This window comes from Streptomyces sp. NPDC104226 (assembly GCF_055584085.1).
In genome coordinates this window covers 56,259-71,998 of sequence record NZ_JBVJMS010000008.1, presented here as the reverse complement: position 1 = coordinate 71,998, position 15,740 = coordinate 56,259, and the positions used below count along the sequence as shown (strand labels likewise).

General features: G+C 71.0%; 10 protein-coding genes. 7 read left to right on the top strand and 3 right to left on the bottom strand.

Annotated features, from left to right (window positions below; all coding sequences use genetic code 11):
* Positions 1-103: 103 nt before the first annotated feature.
* The gene (adhE, locus tag ACZ60J_RS24605) at positions 104-2,740 is read right to left on the bottom strand and encodes a bifunctional acetaldehyde-CoA/alcohol dehydrogenase (protein ID WP_469684987.1); all 2,637 of its coding nucleotides are present in this window, start codon (positions 2,738-2,740) and stop codon (positions 104-106) included.
* A gap of 300 nt (positions 2,741-3,040) precedes the next feature.
* Between adhE and ACZ60J_RS24600 the strand changes: the two genes are divergently transcribed.
* The 7 genes from ACZ60J_RS24600 (at position 3,041) to ACZ60J_RS24570 (ending at position 14,252) form a co-directional block, all read left to right on the top strand.
* Complete coding sequence (locus ACZ60J_RS24600) at positions 3,041-3,943, top strand: alpha/beta fold hydrolase (RefSeq protein ID WP_469684985.1); 903 nt, start codon at positions 3,041-3,043, stop codon at positions 3,941-3,943.
* A gap of 559 nt (positions 3,944-4,502) precedes the next feature.
* Positions 4,503-4,667 (top strand): FxSxx-COOH cyclophane-containing RiPP peptide, encoded by a 165-nt coding sequence (gene fxsA, locus ACZ60J_RS24595; RefSeq protein ID WP_250740270.1) that lies wholly within the window; start codon positions 4,503-4,505, stop codon positions 4,665-4,667.
* Positions 4,668-4,696: 29 nt separating this feature from the next.
* Positions 4,697-6,979, top strand: a complete 2,283-nt coding sequence (gene fxsBH, locus ACZ60J_RS24590) for a radical SAM/SPASM protein FxsBH, inactivated beta-hydroxylase extension form (protein ID WP_469684983.1) — start codon at positions 4,697-4,699, stop codon at positions 6,977-6,979.
* Positions 6,976-7,761: an AAC(3) family N-acetyltransferase gene (locus ACZ60J_RS24585; protein ID WP_469684981.1), complete on the top strand. Its 786-nt coding sequence runs from the start codon at positions 6,976-6,978 to the stop codon at positions 7,759-7,761. Before fxsBH ends, ACZ60J_RS24585 begins: the two co-directional genes overlap by 4 nt.
* Before the next feature lie 43 nt (positions 7,762-7,804).
* Positions 7,805-9,262: a TIR-like protein FxsC gene (locus ACZ60J_RS24580; protein ID WP_469685591.1), complete on the top strand. Its 1,458-nt coding sequence runs from the start codon at positions 7,805-7,807 to the stop codon at positions 9,260-9,262.
* Positions 9,246-13,262 carry an FxSxx-COOH system tetratricopeptide repeat protein gene (gene fxsT / locus ACZ60J_RS24575; protein WP_469684979.1) on the top strand — a complete coding sequence of 1,339 codons (4,017 nt, stop codon included), beginning with the start codon at positions 9,246-9,248 and terminating at the stop codon, positions 13,260-13,262. Before ACZ60J_RS24580 ends, fxsT begins: the two co-directional genes overlap by 17 nt.
* A 93-nt stretch (positions 13,263-13,355) precedes the next feature.
* Positions 13,356-14,252 carry a DUF4231 domain-containing protein gene (locus ACZ60J_RS24570; RefSeq protein WP_469684977.1) on the top strand — a complete coding sequence of 299 codons (897 nt, stop codon included), beginning with the start codon at positions 13,356-13,358 and terminating at the stop codon, positions 14,250-14,252.
* Positions 14,253-14,272: 20 nt separating this feature from the next.
* Here the strand turns inward: ACZ60J_RS24570 and ACZ60J_RS24565 are convergent, their stop codons facing one another.
* Both ACZ60J_RS24565 and ACZ60J_RS24560 read right to left on the bottom strand, forming a co-directional pair.
* On the bottom strand, positions 14,273-14,752 hold the full coding sequence (locus tag ACZ60J_RS24565) for a hypothetical protein (RefSeq protein WP_469684975.1): 480 nt from the start codon (positions 14,750-14,752) through the stop codon (positions 14,273-14,275).
* 116 nt (positions 14,753-14,868) lie between these two features.
* Positions 14,869-15,693 (bottom strand): S1 family peptidase, encoded by an 825-nt coding sequence (locus ACZ60J_RS24560; RefSeq protein WP_469685589.1) that lies wholly within the window; start codon positions 15,691-15,693, stop codon positions 14,869-14,871.
* Between the last annotated feature and the right edge of the window lie 47 nt (positions 15,694-15,740).

Here is a 15,740-nt window from a genome sequence, read left to right as displayed (position 1 = left end):
CGGACATGTGGAAAGCCCGCCCGGGCCTTAGCGTCCCGGGCGGGCTTTTCCGCTCCTTAGCGGAGGTTCTCGGTGGGAAGAAGGGTTGCCTCTTCCTGAAGGGCTACTTCTTCTTGGCGGCGGCCTTCTTGGCCGGGGCGCCCTCGGCGTTGCCGTAGTACGCCTGGCGCATCAGCTGCTTCAGGTCGTCGATCATCGGCATCCGCGGGTTGGCGGGGGCGCACTGGTCGGCGTAGGCGTTCATGGCCTGGGTGGGCAGGGCCTCGATGAAGGCCTGCTCGTCCACGCCCTCCTCGGCGAAGGAGGCGGGGATGCCGCACTTGGTGCGCAGCTCCTCGACGGCCTTGGCGTAGGACTCGACGCCCTCGGCGGCCGTGGCGGCCGGCAGGCCCAGCATCTTCGCGATCTCCTGGAAGCGCTCCGGCGCCCGGTAGACCTCGGCCTTGGGCCACGGGGTGGCCTTGTGGGTGACCGTGCCGTTGTGGCGGATCACGTGGGGCAGGAGCAGCGCGTTGGTGCGGCCGTGGGCGACGTGGAAGGTGTTGCCCAGGGTGTGCGCCATGGCGTGGACCATGCCCAGGAAGGCGTTGGCGAAGGCCATGCCCGCGACCGTGGAGGCGTTGTGCATCTTCTCGCGGGCCTCGAAGTCGTTCGGACCGTCGACCACGCAGCGCTGCAGGTTCTCGAAGATGAGCTTGATGGCCTGGAGGCACAGACCGTCGGTGTAGTCGTTCGAGTAGGCGGAGACGTAGGCCTCGGTGGCGTGCGTCAGGGCGTCGAAGCCGGAGTCGGCGGTCACCTTGGGCGGGAGGCCCATCGGCAGCATCGGGTCGACGATGGCGACGTTCGGGGTCAGCGCGTAGTCGGCGAGCGGGTACTTCTGGGCCGCGGCCGGGTCGGAGATGACGGCGAACGGGGTGACTTCGGAGCCCGTGCCCGAGGTGGTCGGGATGGCGACCATCTTGGCCTTCTCGCCGAGCGAGGGGAACTTGTAGGCGCGCTTGCGGACGTCGAAGAACTTCTCCTTCGTGTCGGCGAACTCGACCTCCGGGCGCTCGTACATCAGCCACATGATCTTCGCGGCGTCCATCGGCGAGCCGCCGCCGAGGCCGATGATCGTGTCGGGCTTGAAGTCGCGCATCATCGCGGCTCCGGCCTGGACGGTGGAGAGCTCCGGGTTGGGCTCGACGTTGTCGATGATCTGGATCGACACGGCACCCTCGCGGGCCTGCAGGATGTCGACGACCTTCTGCACGAAGCCGATGGAGACCATCGTCTTGTCGGTGACGATCGAGACGCGGCTGATGCCGTCCATCTCACCGAGGTAGCGGATGGAGTTGCGCTCGAAGTAGATCTTCGGCGGGACCTTGAACCACTGCATGTTGGTGTTGCGCCGTCCGATCCGCTTGACGTTGATCAGGTTGACCGCGGTGACGTTGTTCGACACCGAGTTGTGTCCGTACGAGCCGCAGCCCAGGGTGAGCGAGGGGAGGAAGGCGTTGTAGACGTCGCCGATGCCGCCGAAGGTGGAGGGCGAGTTGGCGATGACGCGGATCGCCTTGACCTTCTTGCCGAACTCCTCGACGAGCTCCTCGTCCTCGGCGTGGATCGCGGCACTGTGGCCCAGTCCGTGGAACTCGACCATCGCGGCGGCCAGTTCGAGGCCGTGATCGGTGTCCGAGGCCTTCAGGCAGGCCAGGATCGGGGACAGCTTCTCGCGGGTCAGCGGCTCGTTCGCGCCGACCTCGTTGCACTCCGCGAGGAGGATCGAGGCGCCGTCCGGGACGGTGAAGCCGGCCTGCTCGGCGATCCACTGCGGGGACTTGCCGACGACCGCCGGGTTCAGCTTGGCGCCGTCGGTGTCGGCCGCGTAGGCGGTGGTGCCGAAGACGAACTGCTCCAGCTTGGTCTTCTCGGCGGCGGAGAGCACGTGGGCGCCGAGCCGCTTGAACTCGGCGAGGCCCGCTTCGTAGATCTCGGTGTCGAGGATGACGGCCTGCTCGGAGGCGCAGATCATGCCGTTGTCGAAGGCCTTGGAGAGCACGATGTCGTGGATCGCGCGGCCGAGCTTGGCGCTCTTGTGGACGTACGCCGGGACGTTGCCCGCGCCGACGCCCAGGGCCGGCTTGCCGCACGAGTAGGCGGCCTTGACCATGGCGTTTCCGCCGGTCGCGAGGATCGTGGAGACGCCCGGGTGGTTCATGAGGGCGCCGGTGGCCTCCATGGAGGGGGCGGTGACCCACTGGACGCAGTCGGCGGGGGCGCCGGCGGCGACGGCGGCGTCGCGGACGATGCGGGCGGCCTCGGCGGAGCAGTTCTGCGCGGAGGGGTGGAAGGCGAAGATGATCGGGTTGCGGGTCTTCAGGGCGATCAGGGCCTTGAAGATCGTGGTGGAGGTCGGGTTGGTGACCGGGGTCATCGCGCAGACGACGCCGACGGGCTCGGCGATCTCCGTGATGCCGTTCAGCTCGTCGCGGCGGATGACGCCGGCGGTCTTGAGCCCGCGCATCGAGTTCACGACGTGCTCGCAGGCGAAGAGGTTCTTGACGGCCTTGTCCTCGAAGAGGCCGCGGCCCGTCTCCTCGACGGCCAGCTGGGCGAGCTCGCCGTGCTGGCTCAGCGCGGCCAGCGAGGCCTTCTTGACGATGTGGTCGACCTGCTCCTGGTTGAACGACGAGAACTGGTCGAGCGCCGTGAGCGCCCCCTGGACCAGTCCATCCACCATCTCGTTCGCCTGCATGGCAGGAACTCCTTCATTTCGACTCAACCTGAACCGCTTTCCTGATGACTCAATTCGACACCCAAAAGCGGAAGCCGCGCCGCCGAAAAAGCCCTTTACCGCCGGGTCGAAGGGCCGTTCACACCTGTTCACCCCTCCCCCATCACCCCTCTGACCTGCGCAAATACTCAAGGACCTAAGACCCCTGTGCGCTTGTGAAAACTTTCACAAGAATTTCTGACGAAGTGCGCCCTACCGCACTCCGCCCCCAGCGAGCACAATCACGATGACGAGTCGCTTCGACCGTGAGGGAGGGAGCGCGTGCGCAGTCAGGTGCGCGTCGCGGACGGACGGAATCTGACGGTGGAGCGCTGGGGCGACCCGCACGGCAAACCCGTCTTCCTGCTCCACGGCACGCCCGGCAGCCGCCTGGGCCCCGCCCCCCGGGGCATGGTCCTCTACCAGCGCCGGGTGCAGCTCATCGCCTACGACCGCCCCGGCTATGGCGGCTCCGACCGCCATCCGGGCCGCACCGTCGCCGACGTGGCCACCGAGGTCGCCGCCATCGCCGATTCCCTGGGCCTGGAGCACTTCGCCGTGGCCGGCCGCTCCGGCGGCGCCCCCGGCGCGCTGGCCTGCGCCGCCCTGCTCCCCCACCGGGTCCTGCGGACCGCGGCCCTGGTCTCCCTGGCACCGCGGGACGCGGAGGACCTGGACTGGTTCGAGGGCATGTCCCCCTCGAACATCCGGGAGCACTCCACCGCGGGCCGCGACCCCGAGGAACTCGCCGCCCGGCTGATCCCGCGCGCCGCCGGGATCGCGGAGGACCCGGGCCGGCTCCTGGACGAACTGCGCCGCGAGCTGACCGACAGCGACCGCATGATCGTCGCCGACGTGGGTCTGCGGGCCATGCTGCTGCGCAACTACCGCGAGGGGGTCCGCACCTCCGCCTACGGCTGGATCGACGACGCCATCGCCTTCAGCGGCCCCTGGGGCTTCGACCCGGCGGACATCCGCTGCCCCGTGCTGATCTGGCACGGGGAGCTCGACGTGTTCTCCCCCGTGGGCCACTCCCGCTGGCTGGCCGGCCGCATCCCGGGCGCCACCACGAACATCGACCCGGCCGCCGCGCACTTCGCGGCGCTGCGCGCCCTGCCCGACGTACTGACCTGGCTGCTCCGGGAAGTCCCCGCACCTCCCGTCAACGAGCAGCAGCCGGCGTAGGAGGGGGAGCCCCGCCGCGTCCGTTTCCCCTTGCCCTTCCATGACCCCTCGTGCCCGTCACATCGGTGCGGCTGGGCTGGGCTGGGCACAGCCCGGCTTCAACTCGACGCTCCGGCAAAGCAGTACGCGCTCCAGACCGGCGGAAGGACGACCAGGCCCCTGCCGGGTCCCGGCCCGCCGGCCCCCGTACCCGACCCCGCTCCGCGCCGGCCGGCTCCGGGGATGCAGGGGCATGCAGCCAGGTCGGAGGCCTGGAACCGGCCGCAGCGCCGGGGCGCGCGGCCGCCGCCATATCGGGGTGAAGTCCGGGGGCGGCAGCAGGCCCGCAAACGGAAAGAATCCCCCGTGAGGCAAACGGGCGAACGCCGGGAGCGAGCGAATTCGATCGCGTTTGCCACTGCCGCCCGATCGGCCCTGACCAGGACATCATCCTGTAACAATGACCTGCGCAGTTCGGCAAGCCGATCACCGGTCGGGCAGGTAAAGTCCGCGCCAGACAGTGGCTCTCCTCGCCATTGTCCTCCTCCCATTTCCCCATGACCTCCCCGAGGACGGCGTCATGAACACCTCCGCAACCCACCCGGCCAGCACCGTCACGGCCACCCGCGTCCCGCTCGACCGGATCGACGTCCGCGGTGCGCGCGCGGCCGCGAGCCTGGGTCGCGTCCTCCCGACGGAATCCGGTCGAAAGGTTCAGACGCCCATCTTCAACTCTGCACTCTGACGAGGAAGTCGGCGCTCTAGACTGGTGGAATGACCGGCCTGATCGCTTTTCGCGAGATCGTCCTGAAAGTTCACAGCAGATGCGATCTTGCTTGTGATCATTGCTATGTCTACGAACACGCAGATCAGAGCTGGCGCGCCCGGCCCAAAGTGATCTCCCCCGAGGTGATCACCCGCACCGCGTCGCGTCTCGCCGAACACGCAAAGTCCCACGCACTCCCCTCCGTCACGGTCATCCTTCACGGAGGGGAACCGCTTCTCGCGGGCACCGCCCGGCTCCGGCTCGTGTGCGAGGAATTCACCCGCGCCCTCGACGGCATCGCCTCCCTCGACCTGCGCATGCACACCAACGGCCTTCAGCTCAGCCGCCGTTATCTGGACCTCTTCGCGGAGTTCGGCGTCAGCGTGAGCGTCTCCCTCGACGGGGACCGCGCCGCCAACGACCGCCACCGGCGCTTCGCCGACGGGCGCACCAGCCACCCCCTGGTCCTGGCCGCCGTGGACCTCCTGCGCACCGAGCCCTACCGCCACCTCTACCAGGGCCTGCTCTGCACCATCGACGTGGCCAACGATCCGGTGGCCGTCCTCGACGCCCTCGTCGAACTGGACCCGCCGCGCGTGGACTTCCTCCTCCCGCACGCCACCTGGCAGACGCCCCCGGTCCGCCCCGACGAGGCCCCCGACACCTACGCGCGCTGGCTGCTGCGGGTCTTCGACCACTGGGACCGCCGCGGCCGCCCGGTGCCCGTCCGGCTCTTCGACTCGCTGTTCTCCACCCTGGCCGGCGGCCCCAGCCTCACCGAGTCCCTCGGCCTCGCGCCCACCGATCTCGTCGTGGTGGAGACCGACGGGAACCTCGAACAGGTCGACTCCCTCAAGAGCGCCTTCGAGGGCGCCGCAGCCACCGGGTTCAACGTCTTCGACCACCCCTTCGACCTGGTCGCGGCCCATCCCGGAGTCCGTGCGCGCCAGTTGGGACTGGCCGGCGTCAGCGACACGTGCCGCCGGTGCCCCGTCGTACGCTCGTGCGGAGGCGGGCTCTACACGCACCGCTACAAGGCCGGTCCGGTCGATCCGTCCGGCGCGGAAGCCCCCGGCACCTTCGACAACCCCTCCGTCTACTGCACCGACCTGCGCGAGCTCGTCGACGGCGTGGAGGGGCGTACGAGTGCCCGCGCGAGCGCGCCGGAACTGTCCGACCCGGCCGAGCTGGCCGGGTCCCAGGAGCAGCTGACCCGGGACCTGCTCGCCCTCCTGAACGACCGCCGCACGGGTGATTCCGACTGGGACCGGGCCTGGCGGGTGCTGGGCGCCGTGGAGCGGGCCGGGCGCGCGGGCGCGGACGCGCTGGACGCCGTACTGGCCCACCCCTTCACCCGGACCTGGGTCATGGCCTGCCTCGACCCCGGCCAGGAAGGCCCCGACGCCACCCGGGCGGCCCGCCGGCTGACCGCGCTGGCCGCCGCCGCCGTACTGCGCGGCGGGCTCGACCTGCCCGCCGAGGTCGTCTACCGGGACGGCGAGGTGTACCTGCCGACGCTCGGCCTGCTGCGCCTGGGCGAGCCCGGCACCGAGGGCCGGGCCACCCTGCACGCCGCCGACGGCGGGTACGCCGTCCGCGAGGAGGGCCGCCCCGAGCACCGCTTCGGCCCGGCGGCGGGTGACGCGCGCTGGCAGCCCGTACGCACCTGGTCGCCGGGGCCGGACGCGGTCCCGGTGGCACTGGAGGACCTGGATCCGCACCGCAACTGCTTCGCCCGCCCGCCCCGGCTGCGGCTCGGCGCCGGGGAGGCCGGGGAGTGGCGCGAGCGCCTCGACGCGGCGTGGGCCCTGCTGCACGCCTCGGTGCCCGAGTTCGCGCGGGCGGCCGCCACCGGGCTGACCACCCTGACGCCCCTCGCGGGCGGGCCCCGGGCCCGCGGCTGGGGCGAGGCCGGGCGGCACGGTCCGGGCGCGCTCGGCGTGCCGTACGCGGCGGGGGTGGCGGAGACCGCGCTCGCGCTGCTGACGGGGCGGCGGCGGGCGGGCCTCCAGGCGCTGACCGAGGTGGCCGACCTGTACGCGCTGGACGGGGAATGGCAGCACCCCTCGCCGTGGCGGGAGCGCCCGGTCCCGGTGTCCCGGCTGCTGGCCGACGTCCACGAGCGGGTGGCCGTCGAGGCCTACCGGCGGGCGACCGCCACCGCCGAGCCGGGCGGGCTGGACCGGATCAACCGGGCGCTGGACCGGCTGTCGGGGGCGGCGGAGCTGACGAGCACCGGAAAGCGGCTCGTGGAGCAGCTCCGCTGGGAACTGAAGACGGTCGACGCGTGACCGGCCCCCTCCACGCGCTCGGTGTCCGCCCCGGCATGCGCCTCCTGGTGCACGCCTCGCTCGGCGGCACCGGTCTGCGCGCCGAGGAGCTGCGCGACGCCCTCGTGGCCGCCGTCGGTCCGGGCGGCACCCTCGCGGCGCCGGCCTTCACCCCGCAGAACTCCAAGACCTCCAGCGCGCACCTGGCACGGATCGCCGGCCTCACCGAGGAGGGCGTACGGGCCTTCCGCGCGCGCATGCCCGCCTTCGACCCGGCGCGCACCCCGAGCCAGGGCATGGGGGTCCTCGCCGAAGCCGTGCGCACCGCCCCGGGTGCGGCGCGCAGCGGGCATCCGCAGACCTCCTTCTCCGCGGTCGGTGAAGGCGCCCGGAAGCTGTGCGCGGCACATCCGCTGACCAGCCATTTGGGCGAGGAATCACCCCTGGGAAAGATGTGCGGGGAGGGGTGGAAGGTACTCATGATCAATGTGGGATTTTCTGTCTGCACCGCTTTCCATCTCGCGGAGTATCGAATTCCGAAGCCCCCCTTGCGCATGTACGAGTGTGTGGTGAAGGTGAACCAACCGGGGTCTTCAGGGGGGCAGCCTGAAGGTCCGAAGCGGGAAGGGTGGACCGCGTACGAGGACATCGCGCTGGATGACAGCGATTTCGCCGAGATCGGCAGGGCGTTCCCGGAAGAAGGGATTCGCCGGGGGCGGATCGGCGGGGCGTCGACCATGCTCTTCGCCCTTCCGCATGCCGTCGATCACGCGCTTGAATGGATGACCGAAAACAGACGCTGATTGACTGAACGATGAGGGGATGTGGCGGAGCAGCTCCGGAATGATGTTTCTTCGCTCGCATCTTCGGGACGGGGGTCGTGTGCCCGCATCAGTGCAGCCGTACTTTTTTCTCAGTTATGCGCATACACCGAGGTTCGGAGCGGGAGGACCGGACCCGGACATGTGGGTGGAGCGGCTTTTCCGCGACCTCTGCAGCCATGTCATGGCATTGACGAATCTGCCCGCGGGAGCCGAGGCCGGCTTCATGGACCGGGAGATACGCAGCGGTGAGGGCTGGTCGGAACGGCTCGGGGCGGCGCTCGCCACCTGCCGGGTCTTCGTCCCCCTGTTCTCGCCGCGCTACTTCGCCAGCGAAATGTGCGGGAAGGAGTGGTTCGCCTTCGCGCAGCGCACCATCCACCACGTGGCGCTCAGCAACCAGCCGGCCGAGGCCATCGTGCCCGCATTATGGGTACCGGTACCCCCCTCCCAACTACCGCTTCCCGCCGAGCGGTTGCAGTTCAACCACAACACCTTCGGCGAGCGGTACGTCACCGACGGGCTCTACGGGCTGATCAAACTGCGGGGCTACGCCGAGCAGTACGAGAGCGCCGTGTACGAACTCGCCAAGCGGATCGTCCGGGTCGCCGAAACCGTCCGGCTCGATCCGATCCGGCCACTCGACTACCGCCTCGTGCCCAGCGCCTTCGGCTCACCGAACGGCACCCCCAGCGCCACCGCGCGCACCCTGCACGTCACCGTGGCCGCCGCCTCCCGGCACGACCTGCCCGAGGGCCGCAGCCCCGAGTACTACGGGGACAGCGCGCTGGACTGGAACCCGTACCACCCGGTCTCGCAGCGGCCCATCGCCTACGTCGCCGAGGACCTGGTCCGCAACCTCAACTACCAGACGTCCGTGGGGTCGTTCGACGACGAGGCCGGGCACTTCGACTCCAAACAGCCGCCGACCCGGCCCGAGATCCTCATCGTGGACCGGTGGGCGGTGGAGGACGAACAGCGCCGCCTGCGCCTCGCCGCCTTCGACCAGGAGTCCCGGCCGTGGATCAACGTGGTCGTGCCGTGGAACCGGTACGACCACCAGAGCCGCGCCAAGGAGAGCGAGCTGGCCCACCGGCTCGAGGACACCATGCCCGTCAAGATGAGCCAGGGCCGGGCCGCCTGCCGGGCCGCCGCCAACGGCGTGGCCAACATGGAGACGCTCGGTCAGATCCTGCCGCAGGTGGTGGAGGCCGCCGCCCAGCAGTTCCTCAGACACGCCCAGGTCTATCCGCCGGCGGGCAGCCCCGCGGCCGGCACCGAGCGGCCCCGGCTGCTCGGCCCGATGGGGATGAACGGGCCTCCGGCCCCACCGCCCGCCCCCTTCCCGCCCACCGCCGGCGACACGGGCAACGGGTACGGCAGGCCCAACGGGCCCATCGGGTCCAGAGGGCCCACCGGGCCCAACGGGCCCATCGACAACAACGACAACGACCGGGGGGACACGGATGACAGCGAGTCGTGACAGCCAGAGCCGTGACGGCGAGCACAGCAGCCGTGACGAGCACCGCGAGGGGCGCATCGTCACCTTCTACTCCTACAAGGGCGGCACCGGCCGCACGATGGCGCTCGCCAACACCGCCTGGATCCTCGCCGCCAACGGCAAGCGGGTCCTCGCCGTGGACTGGGACCTGGAGGCTCCCGGCCTGCACCGCTTCTTCCACCCCTTCCTGGACCCCTCCACCCTCGGCGCCACCACCGGTGTCATCGACCTGATCAGCGAGTACGCGTGGGCGGCCACCAGCCCGGTGCAGCGCGCCGACGACTGGCACAAGGACTACGCGCGGATCCAGCCGCACGCCGTCTCGCTCACCCCCGAGACCCTCGGCTGGGAGTTCCCCGACGGCGGGACGCTCGACTTCGTCTCGGCGGGCCGCCAGAACCGCGAGTACTCGGCGACCGTCTCCACCTTCGACTGGGACAACTTCTACGACCGGCTCGGCGGCGGGCTCTTCTTCGACGCCTTACGGGCGGACATGAAGCGGAACTACGACTACGTCCTGATCGACAGCCGCACCGGCCTCTCCGACATCGCGGACATATGCACCGTCCACCTGCCGGACGTCCTGGTCGACTGCTTCACCCTGTCCGACCAGTCCATCGACGGCGCGGCCTCCGTGGCCCGGCAGATCGACGAGCGGTTCAACGACCGCGGCATCAAGATCTACCCGGTCCCGATGCGCATCGACGAGGGCGAGAAGGAGAAGGCCGACGCCGGCCGCGCGCTGGCCCGGATCAAGTTCGACCGCTTCCCCAACGGCCTGATCGGGGACGACCTCACCTCCTACTGGGGCGCGGTGGAGATCCCGTACCGCCCCTACTACGCCTACGAGGAGACCCTGGCCACCTTCGGGGACGAGGCCGGGCTCACCAACTCCCTGCTCTCCGCCTTCGAACGGCTCACCACCGTCGTCACCGAGGGCGACGTCACCTCGATGCCGGCCATCGGCGAGGAGGTGCGCCTGCGGATCCGCGACGCCTTCACCCGGCGCCGCCCCGCCCTGCCCGCGGACCTCTTCCTCTCCTACGTCGCCGAGAACCGCATGTGGGCCGACTGGATCGAATCGGTGCTCACCCGGGCCGGCTTCCGGGTCGTCCCCCGGGACGTCTCCGCCGAACGGACCCCGGCCACCGCCGGCGGGGACACCCTGGGCGGAAACGGAATCAGCGTCGACACCGCCGCGCGGACCGTGGTGCTGCTCTCCAGCGCCTACCTCAAGTCCGCCCGCGCGGTGGACGTGTGGGAGCGGGCCGCCGCCGAGGACCCGACCGGGGGCCGCCGCCAGCTGGTGCCGCTGCGCGTGGGCGACGTACGCCTGTCCACCCCGTACATCGACCGCAATCCGGTGGACCTGTTCCGCCTCGACGAGGTGCACGCCACGACCGCGCTGCTGCGCGCGGTGGAGCGGCCGATGGCGCTGCCCGACACCGTGGCCAGCGCCTCCGCGCCCGGCCCCCGCTTCCCGGGGACGGTCCCGAAGATCTGGAACGCGCCGCCCCGCAACCCCGGATTCACCGGCCGCTCCATCGTGCTGGAGCGGATGCGCGACCAGCTCGGCGGCGGCATATCCGTGGTGCTTCCGCAGCCGCAGACCCTGTTCGGGCTCGGCGGAGTGGGCAAGACCCAGGTGGCGCTGGAGTACGTGCACCGGTTCATGGCCGACTACGACCTGGTCTGGTGGATCTCCGCCGAGCAGACCGACGACGTGGTCGCCGCCCTCGCGGAACTGGCCGTACGGCTCGGCGCGCAGACCGGCGAGGACATGTCGGCCGCCTCCCAGGAGGCGATCGACCTGCTGCGGCGCGGGGTCCCCTCCTCGCGCTGGCTGCTGGTCTTCGACAACGCCGACGATCCCGAGACGCTCAAGCGGTACTTCCCGCCGGGCGGCCCGGGGCACGTGCTGGTCACCTCCCGCAACCAGTCCTGGTCCCAGTACGGCGACGCCCTCCCGGTGGACGTGTTCCTGCGCGAGGAGTCCATCGAGCACCTCCAGCGCCGGGCCCCCGGGCTGAGCAAGGACGACGCCGAGCAGGTGGCCGTCGCGGTCGGCGACCTGCCGCTGGCCGTCGAGCAGGCGGGCGCCTGGATCGCGGAGACCGCGACCCCGGTGTCCGCGTACATCGAGCAACTGGCCCAGCAGGCCGCCCGGGTACTGGCGCTGAACCAGCCGCCCGGCTACCCGGAGCCCGTGGCCGCCACCTGGAACGTCTCCATAGAACGGCTGCAGTCCCGCTCCCCCGCGGCCGTGCGGCTGCTCCAGCTGTGCGCCTTCTTCGCACCCGAGCCGATCTCGGCGAACCTGCTGTACAGCAAGGAGATGATCGACGCCCTCAAGCCGTACGACTCCTCCCTCCAGGAGAAGCTCGTCCTGGGCCGCGTCATCCGGGAGATCGGCCGCTTCGCCCTCGCCAAGGTCGACCAGGTCAGCAACAGCATCCAGGTGCACCGCCTGGTACAGGCCGTGATCCGGGCGCAGCTCTCCGAGGAGGAGCAGCGCGAGGCCCGGCACGCGGTGCACCGGATCCTGGCGGGTGCCCGGCCGGACGACGACGAGCCGATAGACAACCCCGAGACCTGGCCGCGGTTCAACACCATCTGGCCGCACCTGACCCCGTCGGAGGCCCGGTACTGCAAGGAGCCGGAGACCCGCCGGCTGCTGATCGACCGCGTCCGCTACCTCTGGAAGCGCGGCGACTTCAAGGCCGCGTACGCGCTGGGCGAGGAGTTGCGCGAGACCTGGCGCGAGACCCTGGGCGGCGACGACCTCCAGTACCTCTACCTGCGCTTCCACCTCTCCAACATCCTGCGCTCGCAGGGCCGGTTCGTGGAGGCGATGGAGCTGGACGAGGGCACGCTGGAGCGCCAGCAGGCGGCGCTGGGCGCCTCGCACCCGCACACGTACATGACCACCAGCGGTCTGGCGATGGACCTGGGGGCGCTGGGCCGCTACGGCGAGGCGATGGAACTGGCCAACGCCGCGCACGAGGGCTTCGGGCAGATCTTCCACGAGGCCCACCCGCGGACCCTGGCCGCGGCGAACAACCTCGCGCTGAACCTGCGCATGATCGGGCAGTACGCGCGGGCCAGGGAGATCGACCAGGAGGTCTTCGACCGGCGCACCGAGGTGCTGGGCACGGACCACCCGTACACCCTGTCCTCGGCGCAGAACCTGGCGCGCGACCTGCGCGAGGTCGGCCGGTACGACGACTCGGTGCAGCTGCTGAGCCGCACGTACGAGATCTACAAGCGGACCCTGGGCCGGGCCTTCCCCGGCACCCTGTCGGCGGCCAAGAACCTCGCGGTCTCGCTGCGCAGGGCCGGGGACGTGGAGGACGCGCTGCGGCTGACCACGGCGACCCGCAACCGGTACCGGGCCAAGTACACCTCGGTCAACCCCGACCTGCTGGCCTGTGAACTGAACCTGGCCGCCGACCTGTTCGCGACCGGGGACCCGGGCGGGGCGCGGGACCTGGCCCAGGAGGTGGTGGACGAGTACGTGAAGGTGCCGGGCGAGCGGCATCCGTACACCCTGGCCGCCGTCAACAACCTCGCGGTGTTCCACTGGGGCACGGGGGCGGCGGACACCGCCGAGACGATGCTGCGCCAGACCATCCGGCACATGCGCGAGGTGCTCGGAGACAACCATCCGCACACCATCTTCGCCCACCTCAACCTGGCCAACGCCCGGGCCGACCTGGGCGATCCGGAGGGCGCCCTGGAGCTGGAGCGGATCTCGGTGATGCGGCTGCGCGAGGCGCTGGGCGTGCACCATCCGGAAACCCTGGCCAGCTCCTCCAACATGGCGGTCAGCCTGGACATGATGGGCCGCAAGGAGGAGGCGAACCGGCTGCGGTCCGAGGCGGTGGCCGAGCTGACCCGGCTGCTCGGCGAGGACCACGGGCTGACCCGGTACGCACGCGACGAGCGCCGGGTCCACCGGGACCTGGAGCCCCTGGCGGTGTGATCCGCGGGGGCGGCTCCCGCCGGGCGCCGCCCCCGCATCTCCCCTGTAGACGCAGAAGAACAGCAGACTGGGGGGTTCGCTGTGAGTGACAGCATGACCTTTCGCAACGAGGACCTGCCGGCCCTCTTCCACCACACCGACCAGGCGGCGATCTCCCGGCAGCGGGAGTCCACCCAGGCCACCCGCGCGCAGCTGCTGCTGCTCGTGGTGGCCGCCGCGATCGCCGCACTGCCCGAGGGGCCGAAGGTCGGCTCCGCCTACCTGTCCGGGCTGCTGAGCGTGCTCGCCTACGCCGGGGTGCTGGGCGTGGGCGTACGGGCCACCCGGCGCCGGGCCCGTCCGCAGTGGCAACTGAACCGCAGTGCGGCCGAGTTCATCAAATCGCTGGCCTGGCGGTACGCCGTCCACGGCGCGCCCTTCGGCAGCGACGTCCCGGGTGCCGAGGAGACGTACCGGACCCGGCTGGAGGCGGGACTGAACGAACTGCGGAAGATGGGCTGGGAGGATCCGCGGACCGCCGGTCTGGTGCCGGAGGGCGGGGAGATCACCGGTGCGATGTTCCGGCTGCGGGGGCTCGACTACCAGGTCCGCAGGGAGACCTACGTCCGTGACCGGCTGATCGAGCAGCGCAACTGGTACCAGCGCAAGACGGAGGTGTCCCGGCGGGCGACGGCCCTGTGGTCGTGGTCGATCGTGCTGCTGACCCTGCTGGCGCTGCTGTTCGCCCTCTTCGGGGCGTTCGGTTCGGGGCCGGGGCCGGCGCTGACCGGGCTGCTGAGCGCGGCGGCGATAGCCGGGATCGCCTGGAACGAGGTGCGGCGTCACCATCCGCTGATCGAGGCGCACACCCTGATCGAGCAGGACCTCTCCGCGATGATGGTCGTGATGCAGACGACGATCACCGAGACGCAGTGGCCGAGCGCGGTCTACGAGACCGAGCGGTACGTGTCCCCGCAACACACGGACTGGCTGGCCCGGCACAGCAGTTGACCTGGCGGGAGGGCGTGGCCTCAGTCCCGGGCCACGCCCTCCCGCCAGATCACGGTGACCGGTTTGCCGAGCGCGCGGGCGTAGGCGACGATCTCGGCCGTGCCGCCGTGCCCCCGGGCGGGCAGGCCGTCCCAGACGGCGACGAGGCGGTCGCAGGAATCGGCGATGTAGGTGCCGGCCGCGTAGTAGGCCGCGTCGGTGGAGCGGGCGAAGTCCATCCGGATCTCCTGGGCGGCCCGGCGCTTGAGCCCCAGGTACCGGTCCAGCGCGCCGGCGGCCTCGAAGCCCTCCTCGTAGTCCCCGCTGGGGATGACCACGGTGAGGTCGGCGCCGTACTCCAGCGCGATGGCGGCGAACAGCTGGTCCGCTCCCTCGGCGAGGCTGGAGAGGGCCTCCAACGGCCCTTCGTGGCCTCCGAGCACGGCCCGCAGGCCCTCCTCCACATGGCCGAGCAGCTCGTCCGGAATCGACCGGTGCCCGGTCACGCCGATTCGCTTCATGCAGAAACCCGCTCCCCCCGTGGACACGAACGCCCTGGACATCCTCCCAGAAGGCGGGAGGACGTCCAGGGGTGCGGCGGGGGCGCACGGGTCCGTGGCGCGGCCCCGGAGCGGGGCTAGTACACGCTCACGCCGTAGGCGTTGAGCGCCTCGACGACGGGCTGGAAGAACGTGGTGCCGCCCGAGGAGCAGTTGCCGCTGCCGCCGGAGGTGAGGCCGACCGCGCGGGTGCCGGAGTAGAGCGGGCCGCCGCTGTCACCGGGCTCGGCGCAGACGTTGGTCCGGATCATCCCGTAGACGACGTCGCCGCCGCCGTAGTTCACGGTGGCGTTGAGTCCGGTCACCGTGCCGCTGTGGATGCCGGTGGTGGAGCCGCGGCGGGTGACGGCCAGGCCGTTGGTGGCGTTGATGGCGCTGGTGATGTCCTGGTTGCCGACGGTCCCGGGGTGGGCGACGGCGGCGTTGTCGTAGCGGATGAGCCCGTAGTCGTTGTTCGGGAAGCTGGAGCCGACGGTGGGGCCGATGACGGTGGTGTGGGCGGAGTTGGTCCACCAGGTGCCCGCGCCGTCGGTGCAGTGGCCGGCGGTCAGGATGTAGTACGTGTTTCCGCTGCGCACGTTGAATCCGGCCGAGCAGCGCCAGCCGGAGGCGTAGATGGCGTCGCCGCCGGAGACCAGCTTCCTGAGCTTGCCGGGGGTGCGCTCGATGCGCAGGGCGGCCGCGTTCGTTCCGGCCTCGCTGCGGATCCTGGCGATGTCGGCCGCCGAGACGGTGGAGTCGGCGGTGACCACGAGGGTGCCGGAGGCGGGGTCGGTATGCCAGGCGGTGCCGGCGACGTCGGCGCGCAGGACCGAGGCGCCGGCGGAGGCGAGCCGGTCCGCGCTGAAGCCGCCGTCGGCGTGCGCGGCGGTGGGCGCCGCGAGGGCGGCCAGGGCGGCCATGCCGGTGGCCACGGCGAAGAGCCTGGAACGGATGAGGGTCTTGATCG

What these genes read in the sequence shown, in the direction of transcription:
- adhE (WP_469684987.1), bottom strand. Translation starts at nt 2,740, where the DNA reads ATGCAGGCGAACGAGATGGTGGATGGACTGGTCCAGGGGGCGCTCACG.
- fxsA (WP_250740270.1), top strand. Translation starts at nt 4,503, where the DNA reads ATGAACACCTCCGCAACCCACCCGGCCAGCACCGTCACGGCCACCCGC.
- fxsBH (WP_469684983.1), top strand. Translation starts at nt 4,697, where the DNA reads ATGACCGGCCTGATCGCTTTTCGCGAGATCGTCCTGAAAGTTCACAGC.
- ACZ60J_RS24580 (WP_469685591.1), top strand. Translation starts at nt 7,805, where the DNA reads ATGTTTCTTCGCTCGCATCTTCGGGACGGGGGTCGTGTGCCCGCATCA.
- fxsT (WP_469684979.1), top strand. Translation starts at nt 9,246, where the DNA reads ATGACAGCGAGTCGTGACAGCCAGAGCCGTGACGGCGAGCACAGCAGC.
- ACZ60J_RS24570 (WP_469684977.1), top strand. Translation starts at nt 13,356, where the DNA reads ATGACCTTTCGCAACGAGGACCTGCCGGCCCTCTTCCACCACACCGAC.
- ACZ60J_RS24565 (WP_469684975.1), bottom strand. Translation starts at nt 14,752, where the DNA reads ATGAAGCGAATCGGCGTGACCGGGCACCGGTCGATTCCGGACGAGCTG.
- ACZ60J_RS24560 (WP_469685589.1), bottom strand. Translation starts at nt 15,693, where the DNA reads ATGGCCGCCCTGGCCGCCCTCGCGGCGCCCACCGCCGCGCACGCCGAC.